The following is a 23,396-nucleotide window of genomic DNA, read 5'->3' on the forward strand; positions in this document are numbered from 1 at the left end:
CGCGGGCATCGTAGCTCAGTTCGATATCCCTCCGCACCCTGAACTGCACATATCGCTGTTCCAGGTGTGAACCGGTGCGCCGCCGGGTATAGGGGCCGCAGGAGTGCGCCGGCCTCCGCTTCATGCCGGCCCCGGTACGGAAGTGACGGACATGCGACTGGTTGCAGCCGTGCTCGCTGTCGTTTCCGTCCTCCTCGCGACGTCGTGCGCGCCCGCACAGCGCGTTGACCTGGGTCGGGATGCGGGATACCTGATCGCGGCGATCTCCGGCGAGCCCGACCAACTCGACCCGCAGAAGACCAGCGCGTACTTCTCGTTCGAGGTTCTGGAGAACGTCTTCGACACCCTCGTGGAGCCGGACGCCAACCTGACCATGCGGCCCGCCCTCGCGCAGTCGTGGGACGTCTCGCCTGATCAGCTGGCATGGACGTTCCACCTGCGGCCCGGGGTGACGTTCCACGACGGCAGCCCGCTCACCGCCGCCGACGTCGTCTACTCCTACCGCCGGATCATCGACGGCAAGCTCGCCAACGCCGACAAGCTCAGTGCCGTCACCGACGTCACCGCGGCCGACGACCACACGGTCCGGATCACGGTGTCCCACCCGACCCCCAATCTGCTGACCAACCTCGGCGGGTTCAAGGGTGTGGCGATCGTGCAGCGCCGCAACGTCGAGGACGGGCAGATCGCCGGCCACCCGATCGGCACCGGGCCGTTCGCCTTCGTCAGCCAGCGCGGCGGTGATGCAATCACGCTGCGCGCAAATCCGCATTACTGGGCCGGCGCCCCGCGCATTCCGGGCGTGACGTTCCGCTTCATCAGTGAGCCGTCGACGGCGCTGTCGGCGCTGCAGGCCGGTGAGATCGACTGGACCGACGCGGTGCCACCGCAGCGGGTCGCCCAGTTGCGCGGCGATGATTCGATCCACCTCGCGGTGACGCCGAGCAACGATTACTGGTACCTGGCCCTCAACGAAGCCCGGCCGGCGTGGCAGGACGTCCGGGTGCGGCAGGCCATCGCCTACGCGATCGACCGGGCGTCGATCGTGCAGGCCACCAGTTACGGTGCGGCGCAGGCCAATCAGCTCGCGATCCCGCAGGGCAACCCGTGGTACACGCCCTACGACAAGTACCGCTACGACATCGACCACGCCAAATCGCTGCTGCGGCAGGCCGGCTCGGCGCCGACCGCCATGGACCTGTTGGTCACCAGCGAGTACCCGCAGACGGTGACCGCCGCCCAGGTGATCGCCGACAACCTCGCGCCGCTGGGCATCCGGGTCACCATCCGCACCGTCGACTTCGGGACGTGGCTCGACGAGCAGCACAGCGGTCACTTCGACATGCTGATGATGGGCTGGCTCGGCAACATCGACCCCGACGACTTCTACTACGCGCAGCATCACACCGGCGGTGCGAGCAATGCCCAGAAATTCTCGGACCCGCGCGTCGACGCACTGCTGGACGCCGGTCGTACCGAGACCAATCAGCAAGTGCGGCACCAGGATTACGCGCGGGCGGCGACGCTCATCGCGGACCAGGTGAGCTACCTCTACCTGTACAACCCCGCGGTGGTCCAGGCCTGGTCACCGCGGCTCACCGGCTATGAGGCCAGGCGCGACAAGGCAATTCGGTTCCGGGACGCGGTACTCGGCGGTGACCGGCCATGACCATCCTGCGGTTCCTGGCCCGTCGGCTCGCCTACTCACTTGTGGTCCTGGTGGGCGTCCTCATCGTGGTGTTCGCCCTGGCTCACCTGGTTCCCGGTGACCCGGTGCGCATCGCCCTGGGGACGCGGTACACACCCGAGGCGTACGACGCCCTCCGTCACGCGAGCGGTCTGGATCGGCCACTGCCTGCCCAGTTCCTCGGCTACCTCGGCCATGCCGCGACGGGCAATCTCGGCGTCAGCTTCCGCAGCGGCGACCCGGTGGCCCAGGTGCTGGCCGAGCGGTTGCCCGCCACCGTCTCGCTGGCCGTGGTCGGCATCGTCCTGGCTCTGGCCATCGCGCTGCCCGCCGGCATCTACGCGGCGTCGCACGAGGGCCGGCTCAGCGACGTGATCGTCCGGGTCACAAGCCAATTCGGGGTGTCCGTGCCGGACTTCTGGCTGGGCATCCTGCTCATCTCGCTGTTCTCCACGACACTGGGCTGGCTGCCGACATCGGGCTACCGGCCGCTGTTCGACGATCCGACGGGCTGGTTGCGCCACGTGATCCTGCCGGGCCTGACCGTGGGTCTGGTGGCCGCGGCGATCATGACGCGTTACGTCCGCTCCGCGGTGCTGGATGTGTCCGCCATGGGCTACGTCCGCACCGCGCGCTCGAAAGGCCTGCCGCCGCGGGTGGTCACGTTGCGGCACGTCGTGCGCAATGCCCTGGTTCCCATCCTCACCATCACCGGTATCCAGCTGGCGACGATCCTCGGCGGTGTCATCGTGGTCGAGGTGGTGTTCGCGTGGCCGGGCCTGGGCCGGCTGGTCTACCTGTCGGTGGCCGCGCGCGACTATCCCGTGATCCAGGGCGCGGTGCTGCTCATCGCGGTCCTGTTCCTGGCCGTCAACCTGGTGGTGGATGTGCTGTACGCAGTTGTCGATCCGCGGATTCGGCTGTCATGAGGCTGCCCACGAATCCCGTCACGGTGGTCAGCGCCGCCGTCGTGGCCGCTGCCGTGGTCGTCGCCGTGGGTGCCGGCCGGCTCGCGCCGTACGGCATCAACGATGTCGACGTACCGCAGGCGCTGCGGCCGCCGAGCGGTGCGCACTGGTTCGGCACCGACGAACTCGGCCGCGATGTGTTGTCCCGCGTGCTGACGGGCCTGCAGGCGTCGATGACGGTCGCGGTGGTCAGCGTGGCGTGCGCGGCGGTGGTCGGCACAGCGCTGGGCGTCATGGCCGGGTACCGCGGCGGCTGGCTGGACACCGTGGTGATGCGGGTCGTCGACGTGATGTTCGCGTTCCCGGTGCTGTTGTTGGCCATGGCGATCGTCGCGGTGCTGGGGCCGGGCTTGGGCACGACGATCGCCGCGATCGGCATCGTCTACGTGCCGATCTTCGCGCGGGTGGCACGGGCCAGCACCCTGGCGGTGCGGGAGGAGCCGTACGTGGCGGTGTCGCGCACCATGGGGACCGGGACGGCCTACATCCTGCGCCGGCACGTCCTGCCCAACATCACCGGTCCGCTCATCGTCCAGACCTCGCTGTCACTGGCGTTCGCCATCCTGTCCGAGGCCGCGCTGTCCTTCCTCGGCCTGGGCATCCAGCCGCCGCAGCCGTCACTGGGCCGGATGATCTTCGATTCGCAGGGCTTCGTCAGCCTGGCCTGGTGGATGGCGGTGTTCCCCGGCGCGGCGATCGTCGTCATCGTGCTGGCGTGCAACCTGCTCGGTGACGGGCTGCGTGACGTCCTGGATCCCAAGCAGCGCACCATGATCGAGGCGCGGCGGCGATCATGAGCGTGCTGTCGGTCGACAATCTGGCCGTCCGGATCGGGCGTCGCGACATCGTGCGCGGCGTCTCACTGGCGGTCGAGCCCGAGCAGACGCTCGGCATCGTCGGCGAGTCCGGTTCGGGCAAGTCGACGACGGTGCTGGCCGCGACCGGGCTGCTCGACGCGCCCGGCGCGCTCGTGACCGGCTCGAGTGTCCTTGCCGGACAACAGGAACTCGTCGGCGCCCCGGCGCGGACGTTGCGGCGCGTGCACGGTGGCCGGATCGGGTTCGTCTTCCAGGATCCCGGAACCTCGCTGAACCCGCTGCTGACCATCGAACGGCAGATCACCGAATCTCTTGAAACACACAAGCAGGTGACCCGCCGGCACGCCGCGGTGCGCGCCCTGGAACTGCTGGAGGCCGTGGGCCTGCCCGACCCGCAACGGCGGCTGCGCAGCTATCCGCATCAGCTCTCGGGCGGCCAGCGTCAGCGGGTGATGATCGCGATCGCCCTGGCCTGCGACCCCGAACTGCTGATCGCCGACGAGCCGACGACGGCCCTCGACGTCACGACACAGGCCCAGATCATCGAGCTGGTGCGGGAACTGCAGCGCGGGTTCGGTACCGCCGTGGTGTGGATCAGTCACGACCTCGGGGTGATCGGCGAGGTCGCCGACACCGTCACCGTGCTGCGCGGCGGTGCGGCCGTCGAACAGGCACCGGTCGACGCGATATTCGATGCGCCGCAGCAGGCCTACACCCGCGAATTGCTCGATGCCAGGCCGGTTTTGGGACACCCCGCCCGCGACGTCCCGGACACCCCGACACTGCTGGACGTCTCCCATCTGGACGTCAGGTTTCCCGTGAGCACGCCGACGGGCCGGATGGTGGTCCACGCGGTCAAGGACGTGTCGTTCCGCATCCGCCGGGGGACGACCCTCGGGCTGGTGGGCGAGTCGGGTTCGGGAAAGTCGACCGTGGCGGCCGCGCTGACCGGTCTCGTCGCGCCCGACGGCGGTCGCGCACTCCTCGACGGCACCGACGTGCTGACGGTCAAGCGCCGTGACCGCAAGGCGGTACGCCGCCGGATCGCTCTGGTCTTCCAGGATTCGTTCTCGTCGCTCAATCCGCGTATCCCGGTGGGTCTTTCGATCGCCGAGCCCTTGGCGGGTGCGGCCAGGGACCGACGGGCGCAGGTGCGTGAGCTGCTGGACTCCGTCGAGCTCCCGGCGGACTACGCGGCACGGTATCCGCACGAACTGTCGGGCGGCGAGCGGCAGCGCGTCAACATCGCCCGGGCGCTGGCCGTGGCGCCCGAGCTGTTGATCCTCGACGAAGCGACCGCGTCACTCGATGTCTCGGTGCAGGCCAAGGTGCTGGACCTGCTGACCCGGCTGCAGCAGGACCGTGGCCTGACCTACCTGTTCATCGGCCACGACCTGGCCGTGATCGAGCGGATGAGCCACGACGTCCTGGTGCTGCGCGGCGGCGAATCGGTGGAATACCGCTCTGCCGCCGAGTTGTTCGCGCATCCGGAACACGAGTACACGCGCGCGTTGCTCGCAGCGGTGCCTCCGGCGCGTCCGGGGCGTGCAACGATGACCTGATGCGCGCGGTGATCTTCGAGCAGTTCGGTGGCCCCGTGGACGTCAGGTCGGTGGCCGACCCGACGCCGTCGCCCGGCGGCGTCGTGGTGCAGGTGCACGCAACCGGGTTGTGCCGCAGCGACTGGCACGCCTGGGCCGGGCACGACGACGGCGTCGCCCTCCCGCATGTGCCCGGACATGAACTGGTCGGAGAAGTGGTCGCGGTCGGCACCGACGTCCGGCGCTGGCGGGTCGGTGACCGCGTCACCACACCGTTCGTGTGCGGGTGCGGCACCTGCGAATGGTGTGCCGGCGGCCAGGCGCAGGTGTGCCCGGACCAGACCCAGCCGGGTTTCACCCACTGGGGCTCGTTCGGTGAGTACGTGGCGCTGCACGCGGCGGACACGAATCTCGTTGCGGTGTCGGAAGATATCGACGACGCCGCGGCGGCCGCGCTGGGTTGCCGCTTCGCCACCGCCTACCGCGCGCTGCGGGCCCGTGCCGACGTCAAGCCCGGCGAGTGGGTCACGGTGATCGGTGTCGGGGGTGTGGGCCTCAGCGCTGTCCAGGTGGCGGCCGCGGCCGGTGCCAACGTCATCGCCGTCGACCGCACGCCGGCGGCACTGGAACTCGCGCGCAGCCTCGGTGCCGCCGAGACCGTCCTCGCCAACGGCGCCGAGGTGGCGCCAGCGGTGCACGAGATCACCGGCGGCGGTAGCCATGTCGCGGTCGACGCGGTGGGCACCGCGGGGACGTGCGCCGATGCGATCCACAGCCTGCGCCGGCAGGGACGCCATGTGCAGGTGGGCCTGCTGCCCAACGTCGACGGGCATCCGCAGGTGCCCATGGATCGCGTAATCGCTTGGGAATTGGATGTTTTGGGGTCGCATGGCATGGCCAGCGCGGACTACCCCGAGATGCTCGACCAGGTCGCGGCGGGCAAGCTGCGCCCGCAGGCGTTGGTCGAGCGGGTGGTGGGGCTCGCCGAAGGCGCGCGCCTGCTGCCGGAGTTCGGCGCCGCCAGCCCGGTGGGAGTCACGTTGATCGACCCCCGGCGGGCGTGACGGTCAGGGGACCGGCACACCTTCGCGCAGGAAGTACACGCCCGCGATGGTGCCATCGGGATGGATCTTCACCCGGAACTGGCCGGGCATGCGGTCCATCTGCAGCGGGACGTTCACCACGGTGAGGTCGCCGCGCGCGGTGTCCTCGGGGCCGCCGTGCGACTGGTACGCCCCGAACGTGCGCTGGTAGCCGTCCCATACCTGCTGTAATGCCTTGGGGGACAACCGTTTCTGCAGCTCCGGATCGAACCGCGCGGTGACGGCGGCGTAGTTGCCCGCGGCGATGTCGTCGATGGCCGTCATGGCCACCTGGTCGGGTGCGTCGGCCGCTGCCGCGACCGGTGCTCCGCCGAGAGCGACGCCGATCCCGAGTGCCGCGATCGCGGCCGCCACTGTGCTCCGACGCTGATGCCTGGAATGTTGTCCCCGCCACATGAGGGCCAGCCTATGCGCTCGCGTCCCGATTGCCATTGACGAGACCCCGGGCACCGCCTATTTTTGACTACATACGTTGTCAACGGTGACAAGGAGTGCGCACGATGTCCCTGCCGATCCCGGCACGTCATCCCGACCGGCCGCAACCGGTGCCCGCGGCGATCAGTTCATTCGCCACCATGCTGGCCATCGGGAAGCCCGATGCGGCGCAGTGGCAGCGCCTGGGCGAGCGCCTGAACGTCGGGGACGAGCCCATGGACGCCCTGGTCGCCTGGATGTCGGAGGCGGGAACCAAGCAGCTGCGGCCGCTGTTCGACCGCGCGCTCGCCGAGGGCATCGCCTCCGTTCCGGAGGCGCCGGAGCCACTGCGGCGGTTCTTCGAATCGATCGAGGCCACGCCCGACTGGGTCGATCCCGAAGCGCTGCGGATCGGAGCGCGGACCCTGCGCCGCAGCGGGGCCGACGGCATGTACATCGCCCGGGATGTGGCCCTGCTGGGCGGCTACCAGTTCTCCGGGTTCAACCAGACCCTGTTGCGCACCGGTGCCCTGGAAAAGGGGTCCAACCAGCGGTTCGCCGAGACCATGCAGTGGGCGCTCGACGTGATCGACGCCGGCGGGCTCGACAAGTTCGGCTCCGGCTACCGGTCCACGGTCCGGGTCCGCTTCGTGCACGCGATGGTGCGCAAGCATGTGCAGGCGATGCCGGACTGGCGAACCGAGCAGTGGGGTGTGCCGGTCAATCAGACCGACATGGCGGCCACGCTGGTCGGCGCCCTGATCGCGCCGACGATCGGCGGCCTGGGCATGGGCATCGTGTTCACGCCGACCGAGTTGAGCAGTGTGGCCCACCTCACCCGGTACGTGGGCTGGCTGATGGGGGTGCAGGACGAATGGTTGCCGCGGTCGTTCCGGGACAGCGTCCGCATCCTGTACCAGACGTCAACGGCGCTGGCAGTCTCCGACGAGACCACCCAGCAGCTGTCGGTCCCCATGGCGCGCGATCCGCTGAGCTGGCATTACCGCGGCGCGGCAGGTCTTCGCCGGCGGTTGGCCTGGGCCCAGCACCTGTCGGTCACGACGGCGTTCCTGGGCCCGCGAGTGATGCGCACGCTGGGGCTCCCGGCCTACATGCCGCCGTGGTATCCGGTGCTCCGCATCCCCGTCAACGGCGTCCGCAGCATCGCGGCGCTGGTGCTTCCGGGAGGCTCGGACCGCGCCGCAGACCGCGGGCTGCGCGAGCAGAGGGCCTTGCTGCACACCATGATCGGCGATGACGAGGCCACCATCGGGGCGTCGGCGTCCCATCTGCGGGGCGTGGCTTGAGTTTTACGGCAGCGGCGCGACAGGAGCGACGCAGGCCGGCTCCACCGGCGCCGGGTCGCGCCACGCGTGACTGCCGGACATCAGCGCGACGGTGAAGGCCTCCAGCAGCCCCACCACGACGACGGGCCACATGGCTCCGGCCAGCACGCTGGTGAGGACCTGGTGGTCGGGTTGCTCGTCGTTGCTGAACCTGCGGCCGAGGAGATACGTCGCCAGGGTCACCACAGCCCAGATCGCTGTGTACGCCTCCACATAGAGGTGGACCACTGGGCTACTCCCTTTGACCGGGTAACCGCCGCGTGAACAGCTGTGACCGAAGGCTCATTTGCAACTGAATGTGTCGTCAATCTAACTCGGGAAAATGCCCGCGCCAAGGCCTTCGGCAGCCAGCAAAACGGCATTACGGCACGTCGCGGGGCGGTGGCAAATAGCCTTCACGCGCGGTACCCGCTTAGTGCCGGTATCCAGCTACTTTGACGGACTAGTAGATTTTTTTGCCAGAAAGTTACGTGTCAGGACGTCAGCACGGCCTTGGCGGTGTGCTGCTGGCCCGCGCGGTCGATCCAGAACAGCTCGACGACGTCGCCGGGGTAGTGCCGGTCCAGCACGCTGGTGAGCGCACTCGCCGAGCTCACCGTGACGGCGTCGATGCTCACCAGCACGTCACCCGGGACCATCCCGGCGATTTGCGCGGGGCCGCCGCTGATCACGTCGCGGATGAGCACACCGGGCAGCTGCGAGTGCTCGTCGGTGCCGCCGACGCCGACGCCGAGCAGCGTGGGCTGCCCGATGTGGATGTTGTTCGACGCCGCGCCGGCCCGGATCTGCGCGGCCGTCGCCAGCGCCTCGTTGATCGGGATCGCGAAGCCCTCGCCGCCCGGGCCCATGTGGAAGTTCAGCGTCGCCGCGACCGTCATCCCGACCACCCGGCCGTCCGCGGAGACCAGCGGGCCACCCGAATCGCCGGCGCGGACCGGGGCGGCGAACTGGATCAGGCCCGTCACCTGCTCGGAACTGCCCGTCAACTCGTCCTTGGCGGTGATGGTGCGGTTCAGCCCGATGACGTGACCGGCCTCGTGGGTCAGTGAGTTGCCGCTGCCGTCGGCGTTGCCCAGTGCGACGACCTCGTCGCCGACGGCCACCGCCGACGAGTCGCCCAGCGGGGCGACCGGCAGGTCGGCCGCGCCGCGCAGCTGCAGCACCGCGATGTCGCGGTGCCGGTCGTAGCCGACCAGGTCAGCGCGATATGGCCGCCCACCGATGGTCGCGGTCACCTTGTCGGCGCCCTGTACGACGTGGAAGTTGGTCAGCAGCGCGCCGCCGGCGTCGAGGACGAAGCCGGTGCCAGCACCGATGGCGTGCTGGTAGTTGATGACGGTGTCGACGCGCGCGGTCGCGGGTTCGACGACGGCTGCGGCCGCGGACGGGTCAGCGTGGGTGACGGGGGCGAGGCTGATGGTGGCCACGGCAACGGCCGCCGCGGTGGCCGCGGTGCCGAGCCGACGGCAGAAGCGGAACCCGCCCATGTGCTGTCCTCCGGACTGCGAGGTGATGGCCCTGCGAATGGCCCTTAGGCTCCGCGCCCGAACAAGCCGGAGCCTTTGCCGGAGCGGCGGTTGCGCAGCTTACCGGCGGGGGCGTCGTCAGTGGCCGTTTCTTCCGCCTCGTCCTCGTTGGTGTCGGCGGTCTCTTCGCCGGACGTCTTGGCCGCTTCATCGGATTCTGCGGCGTCGGCGTTACCAGCGTCGTCGGCTTCGGTGGTCTCGGCCGCGTCGTCGTCGGCCTTGTCCGTGGCCTCTTCTTCGGCCTCGGCTTCGGTGTCAGTCTCGCTCTCATCGCCGGCTTCCGCGACTTCAGCGGCGACGGCCGGGGCCTCATCGGCGCCCTTGTCGGCCTTGCGGCGGCCGCGGCGCTTGCTGTCGTTGACCTTCAGCGGCGCCGGCGGCGGAGGCGGCAACTCGGCGACGAAGGCCAGGTAGAACGCCAGGGCGGCGAGCAGGGCCAGGCCGGCCGCGCCGCCGTAGATACCGAAGAGCCAGGTGCCGGCCTGATCCAGGGTCAACCAGATCTCGCTGATCGCGGCACCGATGATCAGGACGCCCGCGACGATGTGCAGGACGATCGACCAGGTCCGCAGGGTCAGCGCCAGCTGCGGGGTGCCGTACTCCGGCAGGGCGGTGCGCTGGCGGGTGAACAGGACCGGCAGCGCCGACAACGCGACGATCAGACCGCAGACGATGCGCATCGCGGTGCCGAGGGTGTGCGACCAGTCGCCGGTCAGCTCGTTCCACCGGGGCAGCGCGAAGAAGAAGTACAGCAGCCCGGCGAGGATGAGGAACGACGCGTGCCAAATGATCGCTACCGGCCGCCGCATACTGCTCCTCGAGGGTTTTTCGCTCTGATAGTGGGCCGGGGTGCGACCGGCTGATCAGCTGGTCGCACCCCGGACCGAGTGCGGAGGATAGGGGATTTGAACCCCTGAGGGCTGTTAACCCAACCCGCGTTCCAGGCGAGCGCCATAGGCCACTAGGCGAATCCTCCGTCGACAAGGGTACCCGACCCGGATCCGACGCCCTACTCGTGTGCCACTGGGTGGGTACTACACTCGTGGCCGGACCCCGCGCGGCGTCCATCCTGTGAACTCCCCCAGGGCCGGAAGGCAGCAAGGGTCAACGGGCTCTGGCGGGTGCGCGGGGTCCCCTATGTTTTCGCGATCTGATGCGAGAGGCGCGCCGTGTCGTTTCTGTCCCTCGGCCGTGACGAATTGCAGGCCCAGCACGATCTGCAACAGCGCAATTACGCCGAACTGCAGGCCCGCAACCTGGCCCTCGACCTGACTCGCGGCAAGCCGTCGGCAGAACAGCTCGACCTGTCGAACGCCATGCTGAGCCTGCCGGGAGACACCCCCGGTTCCTACCTGGACGGCAACGGCACCGATACCCGCAACTACGGCGGCCTGCACGGCCTGCCCGAGCTGCGGGCCATCTTCGGTGAACTGCTCGGCCTGCCCGTGCAGAACCTGATCGCCGGCAACAACGCCAGCCTCGAGTTGATGCACGACGTCATCGTGTTCTCGCTGCTGCACGGCGGCGTTGATTCGCCGCGCCCCTGGGTGCAAGAACCCATTCTGAAGTTCTTGTGCCCGTCGCCCGGCTACGACCGGCACTTCGCGATCACCGAGAGCTTCGGCATCGAGATGATCCCGGTCCCGATGCTGGAGGACGGCCCCGACGTCGACCTCATCGAGGAGCTGGTGGCCGCCGACCCGGCGATCAAGGGCATGTGGTGCGTGCCGGTCTTCGGTAACCCGACCGGCGTCACCTACTCGTGGGAGGCCACTCGCCGGCTGGTGCAGATGCAGACGGCGGCACCGGACTTCCGGCTGTTCTGGGACAACGCCTACGCCGTGCACACGCTGACGCACGAGTCGGTCCAGAACGTCGACGTCGTCGGCCTGGCCGCCACCGCGGGCAACCCGAACCGGCCGTACGTCTTCGCCTCGACGTCCAAGATCACCTTCGCCGGCGCCGGCGTCAGCTTCTTCGGTGGCTCGCTGGGCAACATCGCCTGGTACCTGCAGCACGCCGAGAAGAAGACCATCGGCCCGGACAAGGTCAACCAGCTGCGGCACCTCCGGTTCTTCGGTGACGCCGACGGCGTGCGGCTGCACATGCAGCGGCACCAGGCGCTGATGGCGCCCAAGTTCGCGGCGGTCGCGGAGATTCTCGACGACCGGCTCAGCGCGTCGAAGATCGCATCGTGGACCGACCCCAAGGGCGGCTACTTCGTCAGCCTCGACGTGTGGCCGGGCACCGCGAAGCGGACCGTGGCGCTGGCCAAGGACGCCGGCATCGCGGTGACGGCGGCAGGCGCGTCGTTCCCGTACAAGAAGGACCCGGAGGACAAAAACATCCGGATCGCGCCTTCGTTCCCGCCGCTGCCGGACCTGCGCCTCGCCATCGACGGCTTGGCGACGTGCGCGCTGCTGGCCGCGACCGAGGCGCTGCTGAAGGGCTGAGGTCCTGCCGCGCGCTGTATGCGTTGACCCTGTACCCAGGGCGCATTCGTGCGAGAGCGGTGCGCCGTGGCGTCAGGATCAACGGGTGTCACTGCCGTCCCCACGCTGACTCTGTACTGAGGGCGCAGTTGTGCGAGTAGCGGGGTGCGTAGATGCAGGGTCAATCGAGTCGTGGTGGTCGCGTTCGCCGAGCCTGACTGCACGGCGATTTGCGGCCTGATTTTCCGCCACCACGTCAGCTTCGTGGAATGGCGAATCCACCAGAGCACGAGTCGGACCCGCTCGGTAGCCTTCTCCCGTGGCTCTTTACCGCAAGTACCGACCGGCAAGTTTCGCTGAGGTTGTCGGGCAGGAGCATGTCACCGAGCCGCTGTGCAACGCGCTGGAATCGGGCCGCATCAACCACGCCTACCTGTTCTCCGGGCCGCGCGGTTGTGGCAAGACGTCGTCGGCGCGCATCCTGGCCCGCTCGCTGAACTGTGAGCAGGGGCCGACGGCCAATCCGTGCGGCGAGTGCCATTCGTGCGTGGCGCTGGCGCCGAACGGGCCGGGCAACATCGACGTCGTCGAACTCGACGCCGCCAGCCATGGTGGTGTCGACGACACCCGTGAGCTCCGGGACCGCGCGTTCTACGCACCGGCACAGTCGCGGTACCGCATCTTCATCATCGACGAAGCGCACATGGTGACCAATGCCGGTTTCAACGCGTTGCTCAAGATCGTCGAGGAGCCGCCGGAGCACCTGATCTTCGTGTTCGCCACCACCGAGCCCGAGAAGGTGCTGCCGACCATCCGGTCGCGTACCCACCACTACCCGTTCCGGCTGCTGCCGCCGAAGACCATGCGTGGCCTGCTGGAGAAGATCTGCGCCCAGGAGGACGTCGGCGTCGACGACGCGGTGTACCCCTTGGTCATCCGCGCCGGCGGTGGTTCGCCACGTGACACGTTGTCGGTGCTCGACCAGCTGCTGGCCGGCGCCGAGCAGAACCGCGTCGTCTACCAGCGGGCGCTGTCGCTGCTGGGCGCCACCGACCTCGCACTGATCGACCGGGCCGTCGACGCGCTGGCCGCCGGCGACGGCGCGGCGCTCTTCGGCGCCGTGGAGTCGGTGATCGACGCCGGGCACGACCCGCGCCGCTTCGGCACCGACCTGCTGGAGCGGTTCCGGGATCTGATTGTCCTGCAAGTGGTTCCGGACGCCGCGGCCCGTGGTGTGGTCGACGCGCCGGACGACGTCATGGAGCGCATGCGGGACCAGGCCGCCCAGATCGGCACCGCGACGCTGACCCGCTACGCCGAGGTGATGCACGCCGGGCTGGGGGAGATGCGCGGCGCGACCGCACCGCGACTGTTGCTCGAAGTGGTGTGTGCCCGGCTGCTGCTGCCGTCGGCCAGTGACACCGAAGCCGCTCTGCTGCAACGCATCGAGCGCATCGAGACCCGGATGAACGTCTCGATTCCGGCCTCCGAGAGCGCCGTGAGTGCCGTCAGCGCACCGCGTCCGGCTCCGGTGGCGGCCCCGGTCGCAGCCCCATCGGCACCGGTCGCCGAGTCGTACGCGGAGACACCCCCGGCTCCTGCGGCCCCGTCGTCGGCGGCGGGCAACCGGCAGTTCACGCGGAGAAGTCAAGCGCCGCAGTCGGGTTCGGCCACGTCGGCCGAGCCGCCACCCGCGCAGCCCGCACCCCCGGTGTCACGGCCCGAGCCCCGCCCGGCCCCCGAATCTGCGCCGGTTCAACGTGAAACATCACCTGAACCAGTCGCCCCGCCGGCTCCCGCACCGGACGCCCCGGCGCCCGTGCAGCCGGCCGCCGCGACACCCGGTGAGCCCGATGCCGCCGCGGTGCGGGCCATGTGGACGACGGTGCGCGAGAAGGTCCGCATGCGCAGCCGCTCCCTGGAAGCCATGCTCATGGAGGCGACGGTCCGCGGCATCGAGGGCGACACCCTCATCCTGGCTCACCCCGCGCCGCCGTTGGCGAAACGGCTGTCCGAGCAGCACAACGCGGACGTCATCCGCGAGGCGCTCAAGGACGCGCTGGGCGTGAACTGGCGGGTGCGCTGCGACGCCGGTGCGGCGCCCGCGGGTGCGGCCAGTGCGGCTCCGGCCGCCCCGCGACCGGCGGCCCCGACGCCCGAGCAGCAGGCCGCCGTGGAGCGCGCCGAAGAAGAGGACATGCTGGCCGACGCCGCCAACGACCGCGGCACCGACGTGCCCCGGCGCGACCCGGAAGAGGTGGCGCTCGAACTGCTCAAGAGTGAGCTGGGCGCCCGACCCATCGGGGAGTAGTCAGGGCGTCCACCACGGGCGTAACGGCAGCCCGCCGTCGGCCCCGTGCTCGTCGAGTTTGACGGCCAGAACCTGGTGCAGCTGAACCACATTGGTCTCGAATCCCACCCGGGAACCGGCCATGTACATGCCCCAGACCTTGGCTGTGGCCACGCCGACCTCGGCGACCGCGTCGTCCCAGTTGCGGACCAGGTTGGCGCACCAGTCGCGCAGTGTCAGGGCGTAGTGGTGGCGCAGGTTCTCCTCGTGCAGCACCTCCAGTCCGGTGTCCTGGGCGGTGGCGATTATCCGTCCTGAGCCGGTCAGTTCCCCGTCGGGGAAGACGTAGCGGTCGATGAATCCGCCGATGTGCCCCGGCCGGTTGTGCGGCCGGGTGATGCAGTGGTTGAGCAGCAGCCCGCCGGTCCGGAGCCGGTCCCGCAGGAACCGGAAGTACGCCGGGTAGTTGGCGACGCCGATGTGCTCGGTCAGGCCGATCGAGGAGACCGCGTCGAAGCCGTCCTCCCGCACGTCGCGGTAGTCACCGTGCACGACGCGGGCGAGGTCGGCCAGGCCCTCATCGGCGATGGCGCGCTGTGCCCAGCCGGCCTGCTCCGCCGACAGCGTCACGCCGGTGGCCCGGACACCGTGCCGGGCGGCGTACCGGACCATGCCACCCCAGCCGCAGCCGACGTCGAGCAGCCGATCGCCGGGCTGCAACCGCAGCTTGTCGAACACCAGCCGGTACTTGTTCTCCTGGGCCTCCTCGAGCGTGGCATCGGGCCGGGGATAGCAGGCGCAGGTGTAGGTCATCGACGGGCCGAGCACCAGTTCGTAGAAGGCGTTCGACACGTCGTAGTGGTGGTGGATGGCCTCGGCGTCCCGGATTCGGCTGTGCCGCAGCCCTTCTGCCATCCGTCGCCATTTCGGCAGGGCCTCCTGCGGCGGTGGGGCGATGGGCAGCAGATGCTCGAACCCGATGGACCGCACGATGTTCGCCAGTACCCGGATCGGCGGACGCTTGAACTCCACCTTGTCGGCGAGCGCCTTGAGCAGCTCGTACGGGTCGCCCGGATGCACCCCGAGCGCCGCGAGATCGCCTGCGACGTAGGCGCGCGCGAGGCCCAGGTCGCCCGGCGCGGTCGCCAGGTAGGTGGTGCCGCGCGGAGTCAGCAGGCTCAGCCCCAGTTCGGCGTCTTCGGGGCCGGCCGAACTCCCGTCGTACGCCTCGAATTTCAGGGGGAGCCGACCACTCGAGAAGCTCTCCAGGACCTCGGCCAAGGTGAGCTTGCCGTCGGCCGTGCCCCGGTCGTCAGTTGTCGTCATTGCCGCTGTACCGCCTTCGCATAGAGACCTAGTAGCCGCGATTCGGGGTCGTAAACGTCTTTGACCTTCTGGTACTCCGCGCCGCCGTAGCGCTTGTCGAAGTCCGCGCGCGAGTAGAACGACTCGGAGTACAGGGATTTGTGGCCGCCGCAGTCGTCGACCTTGTGCTCGATGAGCCGGTTCGTCTCACCGGCGACGGGTCCAGCCGGGACCGATGACCAGAACCCGACGTTGACGTAGTTGCGGTGGGGCTGGAGCGGATACAGCGGCCAGTGGGTGTCGTCGCGTAACCGTAACGGGCACAACCAGATCGGGGTGATGGGCACATGCACCAGGAACCAGTCGAGGAAGTCGACGACGCGCTCGACCGGCACCTCGACGTCCTGCACCACGCGCTCGCGCAGCGGCTGTCGCGGCGCCAGGAGGCTGCGGCGCTCGATCCGGTCGGCGATGTGGAAGCGCTGGTCGAGGCCGACGAGCTTCCAGTAGACGCTGCTGCGCCGGTACCGGCGGGGCCACAGCCGCCGGATGAGTGGGCGTTGCGCGCCGAAGGCCGCCGAACACCAGAACCAGTCGGTGTCCCAGCGCCAGAGATAGTCCTGCGTGGTGAGCCGGTCGTGGCGCTCGCCGGAGTCGTGCTGGATGGAGCGGTAGTAGATGTGCCGGCCGGTGTAGTCGCTGACCGGGCCGTCGGTCCCGGTCTTCATGCCGAGGCACAGATAGCTTTCGTCGGGCCCGAACACGACGCCGTCGAGGTAGTCCACCGGCACGCCGTCGTGGCCGCCGGTGTCGAGGATGCGCTGCAGCTCGTCGACCAGGTCGGTCAGCCGGTGAAAACGCAGGTGCCGCAGCTTGACGAAAGGGCGCACCGGTTCCAGCTCGATGCGCAGCCGTACCGAATAACCCAGCGTGCCATAGGAATTCGGGAAAGCATGGAACAGGTCGGGGTGCCGGTCGCGGCTGGCGGTGACCAGCTCGCCTGCGCCGGTGAGGATGTCGAGCTCCAGCACGGACTCATGCGGCAGGCCGTTGCGGAACGACGTCGACTCGATGCCCAGTCCGGTGACCGCGCCCCCGAGGGTGATGGTCTTGAGCTGCGGTACGACCAGCGGTGCCAACCCGAACGGCAGTGTCGCCGCGACGAGCGTCTCGTAGGTGCACATGCCCTGAACGTCCGCGGTGCGTGACTCGGTGTCGACGGCCAGCACACCGTCCAGCCCCGAGACGTCCAGCCCCTTGGTCTTGGTGCGCGTACGTGCCCGGAACAGGTTCGACGTCGGTTTCGCCAGCCGCACCGTCGCACCCTGCGGGATGGCGCGATAGCTGTCCAGGAGTCGCTGAACGGCCACCTCGTGGGCGGCCGTCGCATCGGTCGTGACAGCAGTCACACATATACGCTAAACCGAGACAGCGGTCCTCGCGACCGCAAGGGAAGCCAGATGAACAGGAGTTTTACCTGATGGGACAGGTCAGTGCGTCCAGCACCGTGTTGATTCTCGCCGAGCCGGAGAAGGTGCTTGCGGCAGTCGCCGACTACCAGACGGTGCGCCCGAAGATCCTCTCGTCGAACTACAGCGGCTACCAGGTGCTCGAAGGCGGACAGGGCGCCGGCACCGTCGCCACCTGGAAGCTGCAGGCCACCAAGAAGCGCTCGCGTGAGGTCAAGGCCACGGTCGACGTCGCCGGCAAGAGCGTCATCGAGAAGGACGCCAACTCGTCGATGGTGACCACGTGGACCGTCGCCCCGGCGGGCACCGGCTCGACCGTCACCGTCAAGACCGCGTGGCAGGGCGCCGGCGGTATCGGCGGCTTCTTCGAGAAGACCTTCGCGCCGCTGGGTCTGCGCAAGATTCAGGACGAGGTGCTGGGGAACCTGAAGAAGGTCGTCGAAGGCTAGCCCTTTCGGCGCACGGAGATTCTTTTCGCGGCCAGTCGGTCGCCCGGTGATCCGTCGGGCGACTAGGCTGGCGCGCACACCCGATCATCGAAAACTGAGGGGATCGTCATGCAACCCGGTGGCCAGCCCGATATGTCCGCGCTGCTCGCTCAGGCGCAGCAGATGCAGCAGCAGCTCATGGCGGCGCAGGAGTCCCTGGCCACCTCGTCGGTGACCGGTCAGGCCGGTGGCGGTCTGGTCAAGGTCACCATGATGGGCAGCGGTGAGATCACCGCGCTCACCATCGACCCGAAGGTCGTCGACCCCGACGACATCGAGACGCTGCAGGACCTCATCGTGGGTGCCCTGGGTGACGCCTCCGAGCAGGTGACGCTGATGGCGCAGCAGCGCCTCGGCCCGCTGGCCGGCGGCATGCAGGGCATGGGCCTGCCCGGGTTCTGATGTGTTTGAAGGCCCCGTACAGGATTTGATCGACGAGCTCGGCAAGCTGCCGGGCATCGGGCCGAAGAGTGCCCAGCGCATCGCGTTCCACCTGCTGTCGGTGGAGCCGCCGGACATCGACCGGCTGACCGCGGTGCTGAACCGGGTGCGCGACGGCGTCAAGTTCTGTGCGGTGTGCGGCAACGTGTCCGATGACGACCGCTGCCGCATCTGCAGTGACCCGCGCCGCGACGGTTCCCTGGTGTGTGTCGTCGAGGAGCCCAAGGACGTCCAGGCGGTGGAGCGCACCCGCGAATTCCGCGGGCGCTATCACGTCCTGGGCGGCGCGCTGGATCCGCTGTCCGGTGTCGGGCCGGAACAATTGCGAATTCGCGAGCTGCTCAACCGCATTGGCCAGCGGGTCGACGGTGTGGACATCGTCGAGGTGATCATCGCGACCGACCCCAACACCGAGGGCGAGGCCACGGCCACGTACCTGGTGCGCATGCTGCGGGACATCCCGGGGCTGACGGTGACGCGCATCGCGTCGGGTCTGCCGATGGGTGGCGACCTCGAGTTCGCCGACGAGCTGACGCTGGGCCGGGCCCTGGCCGGCCGCCGCGCCATGGTCTGATGCGCGGCTCAGCCGCGGTGATTCAACTTTCCACCCACTGAAACTGCCTGCCGCGCGGCGCTGGGCAAAACTTTCTCTGCCATGAGGCTGTTTCGGCAAGTTCAGCTAACTATTGCAAATGAAAGTAATGCGCCATGTCCAGGGAAGTCGGCACGGCCTTCTTCATCAGGCAAAGAATGCTGCGAAAGTTGTTACGGTATCGGTGATTTCGGACGGGTTGCTCGATCGCGGCGCGCCGGGGCAGGTTTATTGACGCCCATTTGTGGACATAGTCAGAGCATGTAGCATTCGCCCACGGGTCGAGTGAAATCGCAAAGCCCAATTATCTTGAGCGTCAATTCTTTTGGGAGCACCATGAGCACCAACCCGTTCGATGACGACAATGGATCTTTCCTCGTGCTGATCAACGACGAGGAACAGCACAGCCTGTGGCCGACATTTGCTGATGTGCCGGCCGGCTGGCGGGTGGTCTTCGGTGAGGCCGACCGCGCCTCGTGCCTGGAGTACATCGAGCGGGAGTGGACGGACATCCGGCCGAAGAGTTTGCGGGACCGACTGGCGGTGGGTCAGCAGCTCTGATCGCTCGCTCGGTAAGTCAGAGGTAGTTCGGCATTTCAGTGTTTGGGATGGATCTCGGCGATTCGTCGCTGCCTGTCACGCGTGGGCAGTTGGACATCTGGCTCGCGCAGGAAACCGGTCAATCGGCTGCGGAGTGGCAGCTCGGCATCTTCGTGAAAATTGACGGGCCGGTTGATTTCGAGATCTTCGAGCAATCGATCCGCCACGTCGTGGGCGAGGCCGACCCGGTGCGGGCGACGTTCTCGGAGTCCGGCGGTCAGGTGCGCCAGCGGTTGCTCGATGTCGCCGATTTCGAGGTGGCTTTCCACGATCTGACCCATACCGACCAGCCGATGGTCGAGGCGCGCGCGACGGCCTCGGCGCTGCAGCGCACCCCCATGCCGTTCGACGGCCCGCTGCTGCGGTTCGCCTACTTCCGGGCCGGCGCCGACGAGTCCTACTTCTTCGCCTGCTGTCACCACATCGTCGCCGACGGCATCGGGCTGGCGCTGGTCCTGCAGCGCATCGCCGCGGTTTACTCGGAATCTGTTGCGGGCGTGGCGATTCAGCCGTCCTACTTCAGTTCGCTGCGGGATCTGCTGGACTCGGAGGGCGCGTACGAAGCCTCCGCGGACTATGCCGAGGACGAGGCCTACTGGACCGCGAACCTGCCGGCGGCGGCGACTCGCAACCTGCCCCCGGCTGACGTCGCGGGCGCCGATGGCTCGTCGGAGCCGATCCCGCTTGCCCCTGCGCTGCTGACGCAGGTCGAACGACTGTGTGCGGATTGGGACGTGCGCCGGTCCACGGTGCTCATCGCGGCGTGCGCACTGGTCCTGCGTGGCCGGGCGGCCGAGGGCCACGAGGTCGTGCTCGATCTGCCGGTGACGCGGCGCGTGCTGCAGGTGTCGAAGACCTTGCCCGGCATGGTCGCCGGGGTGGTGCCGCTGGTCCTGCAGGTTTCCCCCGACGCCACCGTCGCCGAATTCTGCGCGCATGTGCACACCCGCACCCGAGAAGCGGTGCGGCATCAGCGATTTCCCGTGCAGGCCCTGGAGCGCAAGGTTCACGGGCCGGGTGCGGACCGGATCGTGGTGGACTTTCTGCCGTCGGGCTTCACCGTGCCGCTGGGCGAGGCCACTGCGGCAGCTCAGCTGATCTCCGGTCTCGGTCGCGGCTCCGGTCTGGCGTTCTCGGGCACGGGCGACGAACTCTCCATCACGACGTTCGGTACCCGGCAGCTCGACGTCGTGGAACTGGCGGACCAGCTGCACCGCGTGCTGACCGCCATGACGGCGGACCCGGCGCAGCGCCTGTCGGCGTTGCCGGTGCTCGGTGCACCGGCCGAGGACCGGCTGGCGGAGCTCGGAAACTGGGCGACGCTCGCCGCCGAAACGACCGTGCCGCTGTCGATCCCGGCGCTTTTCGCCGCTCAGGTGGCTCGCGTGCCGGAGGCTGTGGCGCTCAGCGGTGACGGTCGGCCCCTGACCTACCGGGAGCTCGACCGCGCGTCGAACCGGATGGCCCAGCTTCTCGCCGACCGCGGCGCGGGGCCGGGGCGCCGCGTCGCGGTGATGCTGCCGCGTTCCGCCGAGGCCATCGTGACCATCCTGGGCGTGCTCAAGACCGGCGCGGCCTACCTGCCGATCGACCCGGCACTGCCGGCGTCCCGAATCGCCTTCATGCTCGACGATTCCACACCGTTCGCGGCCGTCACCACCACGGCCCTGGCTGACCGGTTCGACGGCTTCGACGGCGTCGTCATCGACGTGCGGGAGCCGTTCGACGGGCCCGACGACTGGCCGGCCGCGGCCGGCCCGGAGCCCGACGATGTCGCCTACGTCATCTACACCTCGGGCACGACCGGAACGCCGAAAGGCGTTGCGATCGCCCATCAGAACCTGACGCAGCTGATCGCTTCGCAGGATGCCGGCCTGCCGCCCGAGCAGGCCTGGTCGCATTGGCATTCGTACGCCTTCGATTTCTCGGTATGGGAGATTTTCTCGGCGCTGCTGCGCGGCGGCCGGCTGGTGGTGGTGCCCGAGTCGGTGTCCGCCGATCCGGCCGAGTTCCATGACTTCCTGATCGCGGAAAAAGTCACCGTTCTCACCCAAACGCCCTCTGCCATCGGGATGTTGGACATGACAGGGCTGGAGTCATGCGCGCTGGTGATGGGCGGCGAAGCGTGCCCGGCCGAGGTGGTCGAACAGTGGGCGCCCGAGCGTGTGATGGTCAACGGTTACGGCCCGACCGAGACCACGATCTACGCCGCGATCAGCGCGCCGTTGACGGCCGACGCCGGCGCGGCGCCGATCGGCGCGCCACCGCGCGGCACGGCATTGTTCGTGCTGGACGGCTGGATGCGGCCGGTGCAGCCCGGCGTGGTCGGCGAACTGTATGTGGCCGGTGCCGGGGTGGGTGTCGGGTATCTGCACCGCACCGCATTGACCGGATCACGTTTCGTGCCATGCCCGTTCGGCAGGCCCGGCGAGCGGATGTACCGCACGGGAGACCTGGTGTACTGGGGCGAGGACGGACAACTGCGGTACGTCGGACGCGCCGACGCCCAGGTCAAGATCCGTGGCTACCGCATCGAATTGGGTGAAGTCCAAACAGCTTTGGCCGCAGTCGACGGCGTCGTGCAGGCGGCGGTGATCGTCCGGGAAGACCGTCCCGGCGACAAGCGCCTCGTCGGTTACGTCACCGGCGCCGTCGATCCGGTCGAGGTGCGGGCCGCCCTCGTCGAGCGCCTGCCGGCGTACCTGGTTCCGGCCGCGGTCGTGGCGCTGACCGAGCTGCCGCTCACCACCAGCGGCAAGCTCGACACCCGCGGCCTGCCCGCCCCGGAGTACACGGGCGACGACTACCGCGCGCCGGACAGCCCTGTCGAAGAGATTCTGGCTGCCATCTATGCCGAGATCCTCGGCCTGGAGCCGGCGGCCGTCAGCGTCGACGACTCGTTCTTCGAGCTGGGCGGCGACAGCATTCTCGCGATGCAGGTGGCGGCGCGCGCCCGGGCCGCCGGCCTGGCATGCCGCCCGCGTGACGTGTTCGTCGAACAGACGGTGGCGCGCCTCGCACAGACGGTGACCGTGACCGACGACGCCGACGATGTCGTCGACGAGGGCATCGGATCGGTGCCGGCCACCCCGATCATCCGGTGGTTCGCCGGGATCGAAGGACCGGTCGACGAGTTCAACCAGACCCTGGTGTTGCAGGCGCCGCACGGCGCCACCGGCGACGACGCGGTGATGTTGTTGCAGGCCTTGATGAATCGGCACGCCATGCTGCGGCTGCGGGTCGGCGCCGACGGGACGCTGTCGGTACCCGAGGCCGGCTCGGTCGATGCCCGCGACTGCGTCGTCGATGTGGACGAGCTGTCTGAAGCCGCCGTGGCCGCGGCGCGGCGACGGCTGAACCCGGGTGCCGGGGTGATGGTCAGCGCCATGTGGGTCGGCCCCAGCCGGCAGCTGGTCCTGATGGTCCATCACCTCGCGGTTGACGGGGTGTCGTGGCGAATCCTGCTGGAAGACATCAACATTGCGTGGGCGCAGCATCGCGCCGGCCACCCGGTGGAGCTGACGACGACAGGCACGTCGTTCCAGCGGTGGGCCACGCTGCTCAGCGAGTATGCGCACCATCCGGACGTGCGGGCACAGGCGGCGGCCTGGCAGCGGGCGGCCTCGGTATCCGCGGCACTGCCGGCCGCGGACCCCGATGTGGACACCTACGCCACCGCGGGCCGGCTGTCGGTGACGCTCGACGCCGAGCACACCAGGGCCCTCCTCGGCGAGGTGCCGGCGGCATTCCACGCCGGCGTGCAGGACATCCTGCTGATCGGTTTCGCGCTCGCGGTCACCGAATTCCTGGGCACCGGTCGGTCGCCGTCGGCATCGACGTCGAAGGCCACGGGCGCGACGAAGGTATCGCCGACGATGTCGACCTGTCGCGGACCGTCGGCTGGTTCACCGCCAAATACCCGGTCTCGCTGGCGATGCGCCAGCTGTCCTGGTCGCAGATCACCTCGGGCGACGAGGCGCTCGGCGCAGTTGTCAAGGCGGCCAAGGAACAGCTGCGTGCACAGCCCGCGGGCCTGACCTACGGGCTGCTGCGCTACCTCGACGACGACATCGATCTCGATGGCGCCGAGCCGAGCATCGGGTTCAACTACCTTGGGCGCCTCGGCTTTCCGCAGATCGCCGGTGTCGAAGAGCTGTGGCGTCTCGGACGCGACGAACTGTCCCTGGCCGGCGCCGCGGCCCCGTTGCCGCTGTTCCACACCGTGGAACTCAACGCCGGCACCGTCGACACCGACGCCGGCCCCAGCTGCAGGCAGACTGGACCTGGGCGACCTCGGTTCTCGACGATGCCCAGCTGAACCGGTTGAGCCGGTTGTGGTTCGAGGCGCTGGCCGGTATCTGCGCACATGTCCGTTC

20 protein-coding genes, 1 tRNA gene and 1 other RNA gene are annotated in these 23,396 nt (G+C 68.9%); 15 read left to right on the forward strand and 7 right to left on the reverse strand.

From position 1 onward, the window contains the following. The first annotated feature begins 151 nt into the window (after positions 1 to 151). Genes ACJH6H_RS00555 through ACJH6H_RS00575 form a run of 5 tightly spaced genes read left to right on the forward strand, consistent with a single transcriptional unit; the run spans position 152 to position 6,078 of the window. Positions 152 to 1,669, forward strand: a complete 1,518-nt coding sequence (locus ACJH6H_RS00555) for an ABC transporter substrate-binding protein (RefSeq protein ID WP_406774017.1) — start codon at positions 152 to 154, stop codon at positions 1,667 to 1,669. Then, positions 1,666 to 2,616, forward strand: a complete 951-nt coding sequence (locus ACJH6H_RS00560) for an ABC transporter permease (protein WP_406774018.1) — start codon at positions 1,666 to 1,668, stop codon at positions 2,614 to 2,616. Before ACJH6H_RS00555 ends, ACJH6H_RS00560 begins: the two co-directional genes overlap by 4 nt. Beyond that, positions 2,613 to 3,452: an ABC transporter permease gene (locus ACJH6H_RS00565; RefSeq protein WP_406774019.1), complete on the forward strand. Its 840-nt coding sequence runs from the start codon at positions 2,613 to 2,615 to the stop codon at positions 3,450 to 3,452. The genes ACJH6H_RS00560 and ACJH6H_RS00565 overlap by 4 nt, the downstream gene beginning before the upstream one ends. Beyond that, positions 3,449 to 5,035: a dipeptide ABC transporter ATP-binding protein gene (locus tag ACJH6H_RS00570; protein ID WP_406774020.1), complete on the forward strand. Its 1,587-nt coding sequence runs from the start codon at positions 3,449 to 3,451 to the stop codon at positions 5,033 to 5,035. Before ACJH6H_RS00565 ends, ACJH6H_RS00570 begins: the two co-directional genes overlap by 4 nt. Further along, positions 5,035 to 6,078 carry a zinc-binding dehydrogenase gene (locus tag ACJH6H_RS00575; protein ID WP_406774021.1) on the forward strand — a complete coding sequence of 348 codons (1,044 nt, stop codon included), beginning with the start codon at positions 5,035 to 5,037 and terminating at the stop codon, positions 6,076 to 6,078. The genes ACJH6H_RS00570 and ACJH6H_RS00575 overlap by 1 nt, the downstream gene beginning before the upstream one ends. 3 nt (positions 6,079 to 6,081) lie before the next feature. Here ACJH6H_RS00575 and ACJH6H_RS00580 read toward each other — a convergent pair whose 3' ends face one another. Further along, a complete protein-coding gene (locus ACJH6H_RS00580) occupies positions 6,082 to 6,471 on the reverse strand; it encodes a DUF3887 domain-containing protein (protein WP_406774022.1) in 390 nt (129 codons plus the stop codon). Positions 6,472 to 6,617: 146 nt separating this feature from the next. On the opposite strand from ACJH6H_RS00580, the gene ACJH6H_RS00585 reads away from it, so the two are divergent. Then, the gene (locus ACJH6H_RS00585) at positions 6,618 to 7,838 is read left to right on the forward strand and encodes an oxygenase MpaB family protein (protein ID WP_406774023.1); all 1,221 of its coding nucleotides are present in this window, start codon (positions 6,618 to 6,620) and stop codon (positions 7,836 to 7,838) included. A gap of 3 nt (positions 7,839 to 7,841) precedes the next feature. Here the strand turns inward: ACJH6H_RS00585 and ACJH6H_RS00590 are convergent, their stop codons facing one another. The 4 genes from ACJH6H_RS00590 to ACJH6H_RS00605 all read right to left on the reverse strand — a co-directional run bounded on the left by ACJH6H_RS00590 (position 7,842) and on the right by ACJH6H_RS00605 (position 10,379). Further along, on the reverse strand, positions 7,842 to 8,105 hold the full coding sequence (locus tag ACJH6H_RS00590; RefSeq protein ID WP_064860534.1) for a hypothetical protein: 264 nt from the start codon (positions 8,103 to 8,105) through the stop codon (positions 7,842 to 7,844). A gap of 245 nt (positions 8,106 to 8,350) precedes the next feature. Continuing rightward, positions 8,351 to 9,364: a S1C family serine protease gene (locus ACJH6H_RS00595; RefSeq protein WP_406774024.1), complete on the reverse strand. Its 1,014-nt coding sequence runs from the start codon at positions 9,362 to 9,364 to the stop codon at positions 8,351 to 8,353. Positions 9,365 to 9,408: 44 nt separating this feature from the next. Next, on the reverse strand, positions 9,409 to 10,212 hold the full coding sequence (locus tag ACJH6H_RS00600) for a hypothetical protein (protein ID WP_406774025.1): 804 nt from the start codon (positions 10,210 to 10,212) through the stop codon (positions 9,409 to 9,411). A gap of 81 nt (positions 10,213 to 10,293) precedes the next feature. Further along, positions 10,294 to 10,379, reverse strand: a tRNA-Ser gene (locus ACJH6H_RS00605). A gap of 68 nt (positions 10,380 to 10,447) precedes the next feature. Here ACJH6H_RS00605 and ffs point away from each other — a divergent pair. The 3 genes from ffs (at position 10,448) to ACJH6H_RS00620 (ending at position 14,146) form a co-directional block, all read left to right on the forward strand. Next, positions 10,448 to 10,544: signal recognition particle sRNA small type (gene ffs / locus ACJH6H_RS00610), an RNA gene on the forward strand. Positions 10,545 to 10,572: 28 nt separating this feature from the next. After that, positions 10,573 to 11,856, forward strand: coding sequence for an aminotransferase class I/II-fold pyridoxal phosphate-dependent enzyme (locus ACJH6H_RS00615; RefSeq protein ID WP_406774026.1), 1,284 nt, complete (start codon positions 10,573 to 10,575; stop codon positions 11,854 to 11,856). Between the two features lie 298 nt (positions 11,857 to 12,154). Then, positions 12,155 to 14,146, forward strand: a complete 1,992-nt coding sequence (locus ACJH6H_RS00620; RefSeq protein ID WP_133426106.1) for a DNA polymerase III subunits gamma/tau — start codon at positions 12,155 to 12,157, stop codon at positions 14,144 to 14,146. On the opposite strand, the gene ACJH6H_RS00625 is transcribed toward ACJH6H_RS00620, so the two are convergent. Both ACJH6H_RS00625 and ACJH6H_RS00630 read right to left on the reverse strand, forming a co-directional pair. After that, positions 14,147 to 15,451 (reverse strand): class I SAM-dependent methyltransferase, encoded by a 1,305-nt coding sequence (locus tag ACJH6H_RS00625; RefSeq protein ID WP_406774027.1) that lies wholly within the window; start codon positions 15,449 to 15,451, stop codon positions 14,147 to 14,149. Then, positions 15,448 to 16,839, reverse strand: a complete 1,392-nt coding sequence (locus ACJH6H_RS00630) for an FAD-binding oxidoreductase (RefSeq protein ID WP_406774028.1) — start codon at positions 16,837 to 16,839, stop codon at positions 15,448 to 15,450. The genes ACJH6H_RS00625 and ACJH6H_RS00630 overlap by 4 nt, the downstream gene beginning before the upstream one ends. A 71-nt stretch (positions 16,840 to 16,910) precedes the next feature. Here ACJH6H_RS00630 and ACJH6H_RS00635 point away from each other — a divergent pair, with 71 nt between their 5' ends. The 6 genes from ACJH6H_RS00635 to ACJH6H_RS00660 all read left to right on the forward strand — a co-directional run bounded on the left by ACJH6H_RS00635 (position 16,911) and on the right by ACJH6H_RS00660 (position 23,338). Then, on the forward strand, positions 16,911 to 17,348 hold the full coding sequence (locus ACJH6H_RS00635; RefSeq protein WP_020101051.1) for an SRPBCC family protein: 438 nt from the start codon (positions 16,911 to 16,913) through the stop codon (positions 17,346 to 17,348). A 108-nt stretch (positions 17,349 to 17,456) separates the two neighbouring features. Further along, positions 17,457 to 17,789, forward strand: coding sequence for a YbaB/EbfC family nucleoid-associated protein (locus ACJH6H_RS00640; RefSeq protein WP_029105129.1), 333 nt, complete (start codon positions 17,457 to 17,459; stop codon positions 17,787 to 17,789). A gap of 1 nt (position 17,790) precedes the next feature. After that, positions 17,791 to 18,402, forward strand: coding sequence for a recombination mediator RecR (gene recR, locus ACJH6H_RS00645; RefSeq protein WP_029105128.1), 612 nt, complete (start codon positions 17,791 to 17,793; stop codon positions 18,400 to 18,402). 354 nt (positions 18,403 to 18,756) lie between these two features. After that, positions 18,757 to 18,981: an MbtH family protein gene (locus ACJH6H_RS00650; RefSeq protein ID WP_406774029.1), complete on the forward strand. Its 225-nt coding sequence runs from the start codon at positions 18,757 to 18,759 to the stop codon at positions 18,979 to 18,981. 47 nt (positions 18,982 to 19,028) lie between these two features. Then, a complete protein-coding gene (locus tag ACJH6H_RS00655) occupies positions 19,029 to 23,057 on the forward strand; it encodes a non-ribosomal peptide synthetase (RefSeq protein ID WP_406774030.1) in 4,029 nt (1,342 codons plus the stop codon). Continuing rightward, a complete protein-coding gene (locus ACJH6H_RS00660) occupies positions 22,955 to 23,338 on the forward strand; it encodes a hypothetical protein (protein WP_406774031.1) in 384 nt (127 codons plus the stop codon). The genes ACJH6H_RS00655 and ACJH6H_RS00660 overlap by 103 nt, the downstream gene beginning before the upstream one ends. Positions 23,339 to 23,396: the final 58 nt, after the last annotated feature.

Source organism: Mycobacterium sp. SMC-21, from assembly GCF_045310825.1.
Classification (GTDB): domain Bacteria; phylum Actinomycetota; class Actinomycetes; order Mycobacteriales; family Mycobacteriaceae; genus Mycobacterium.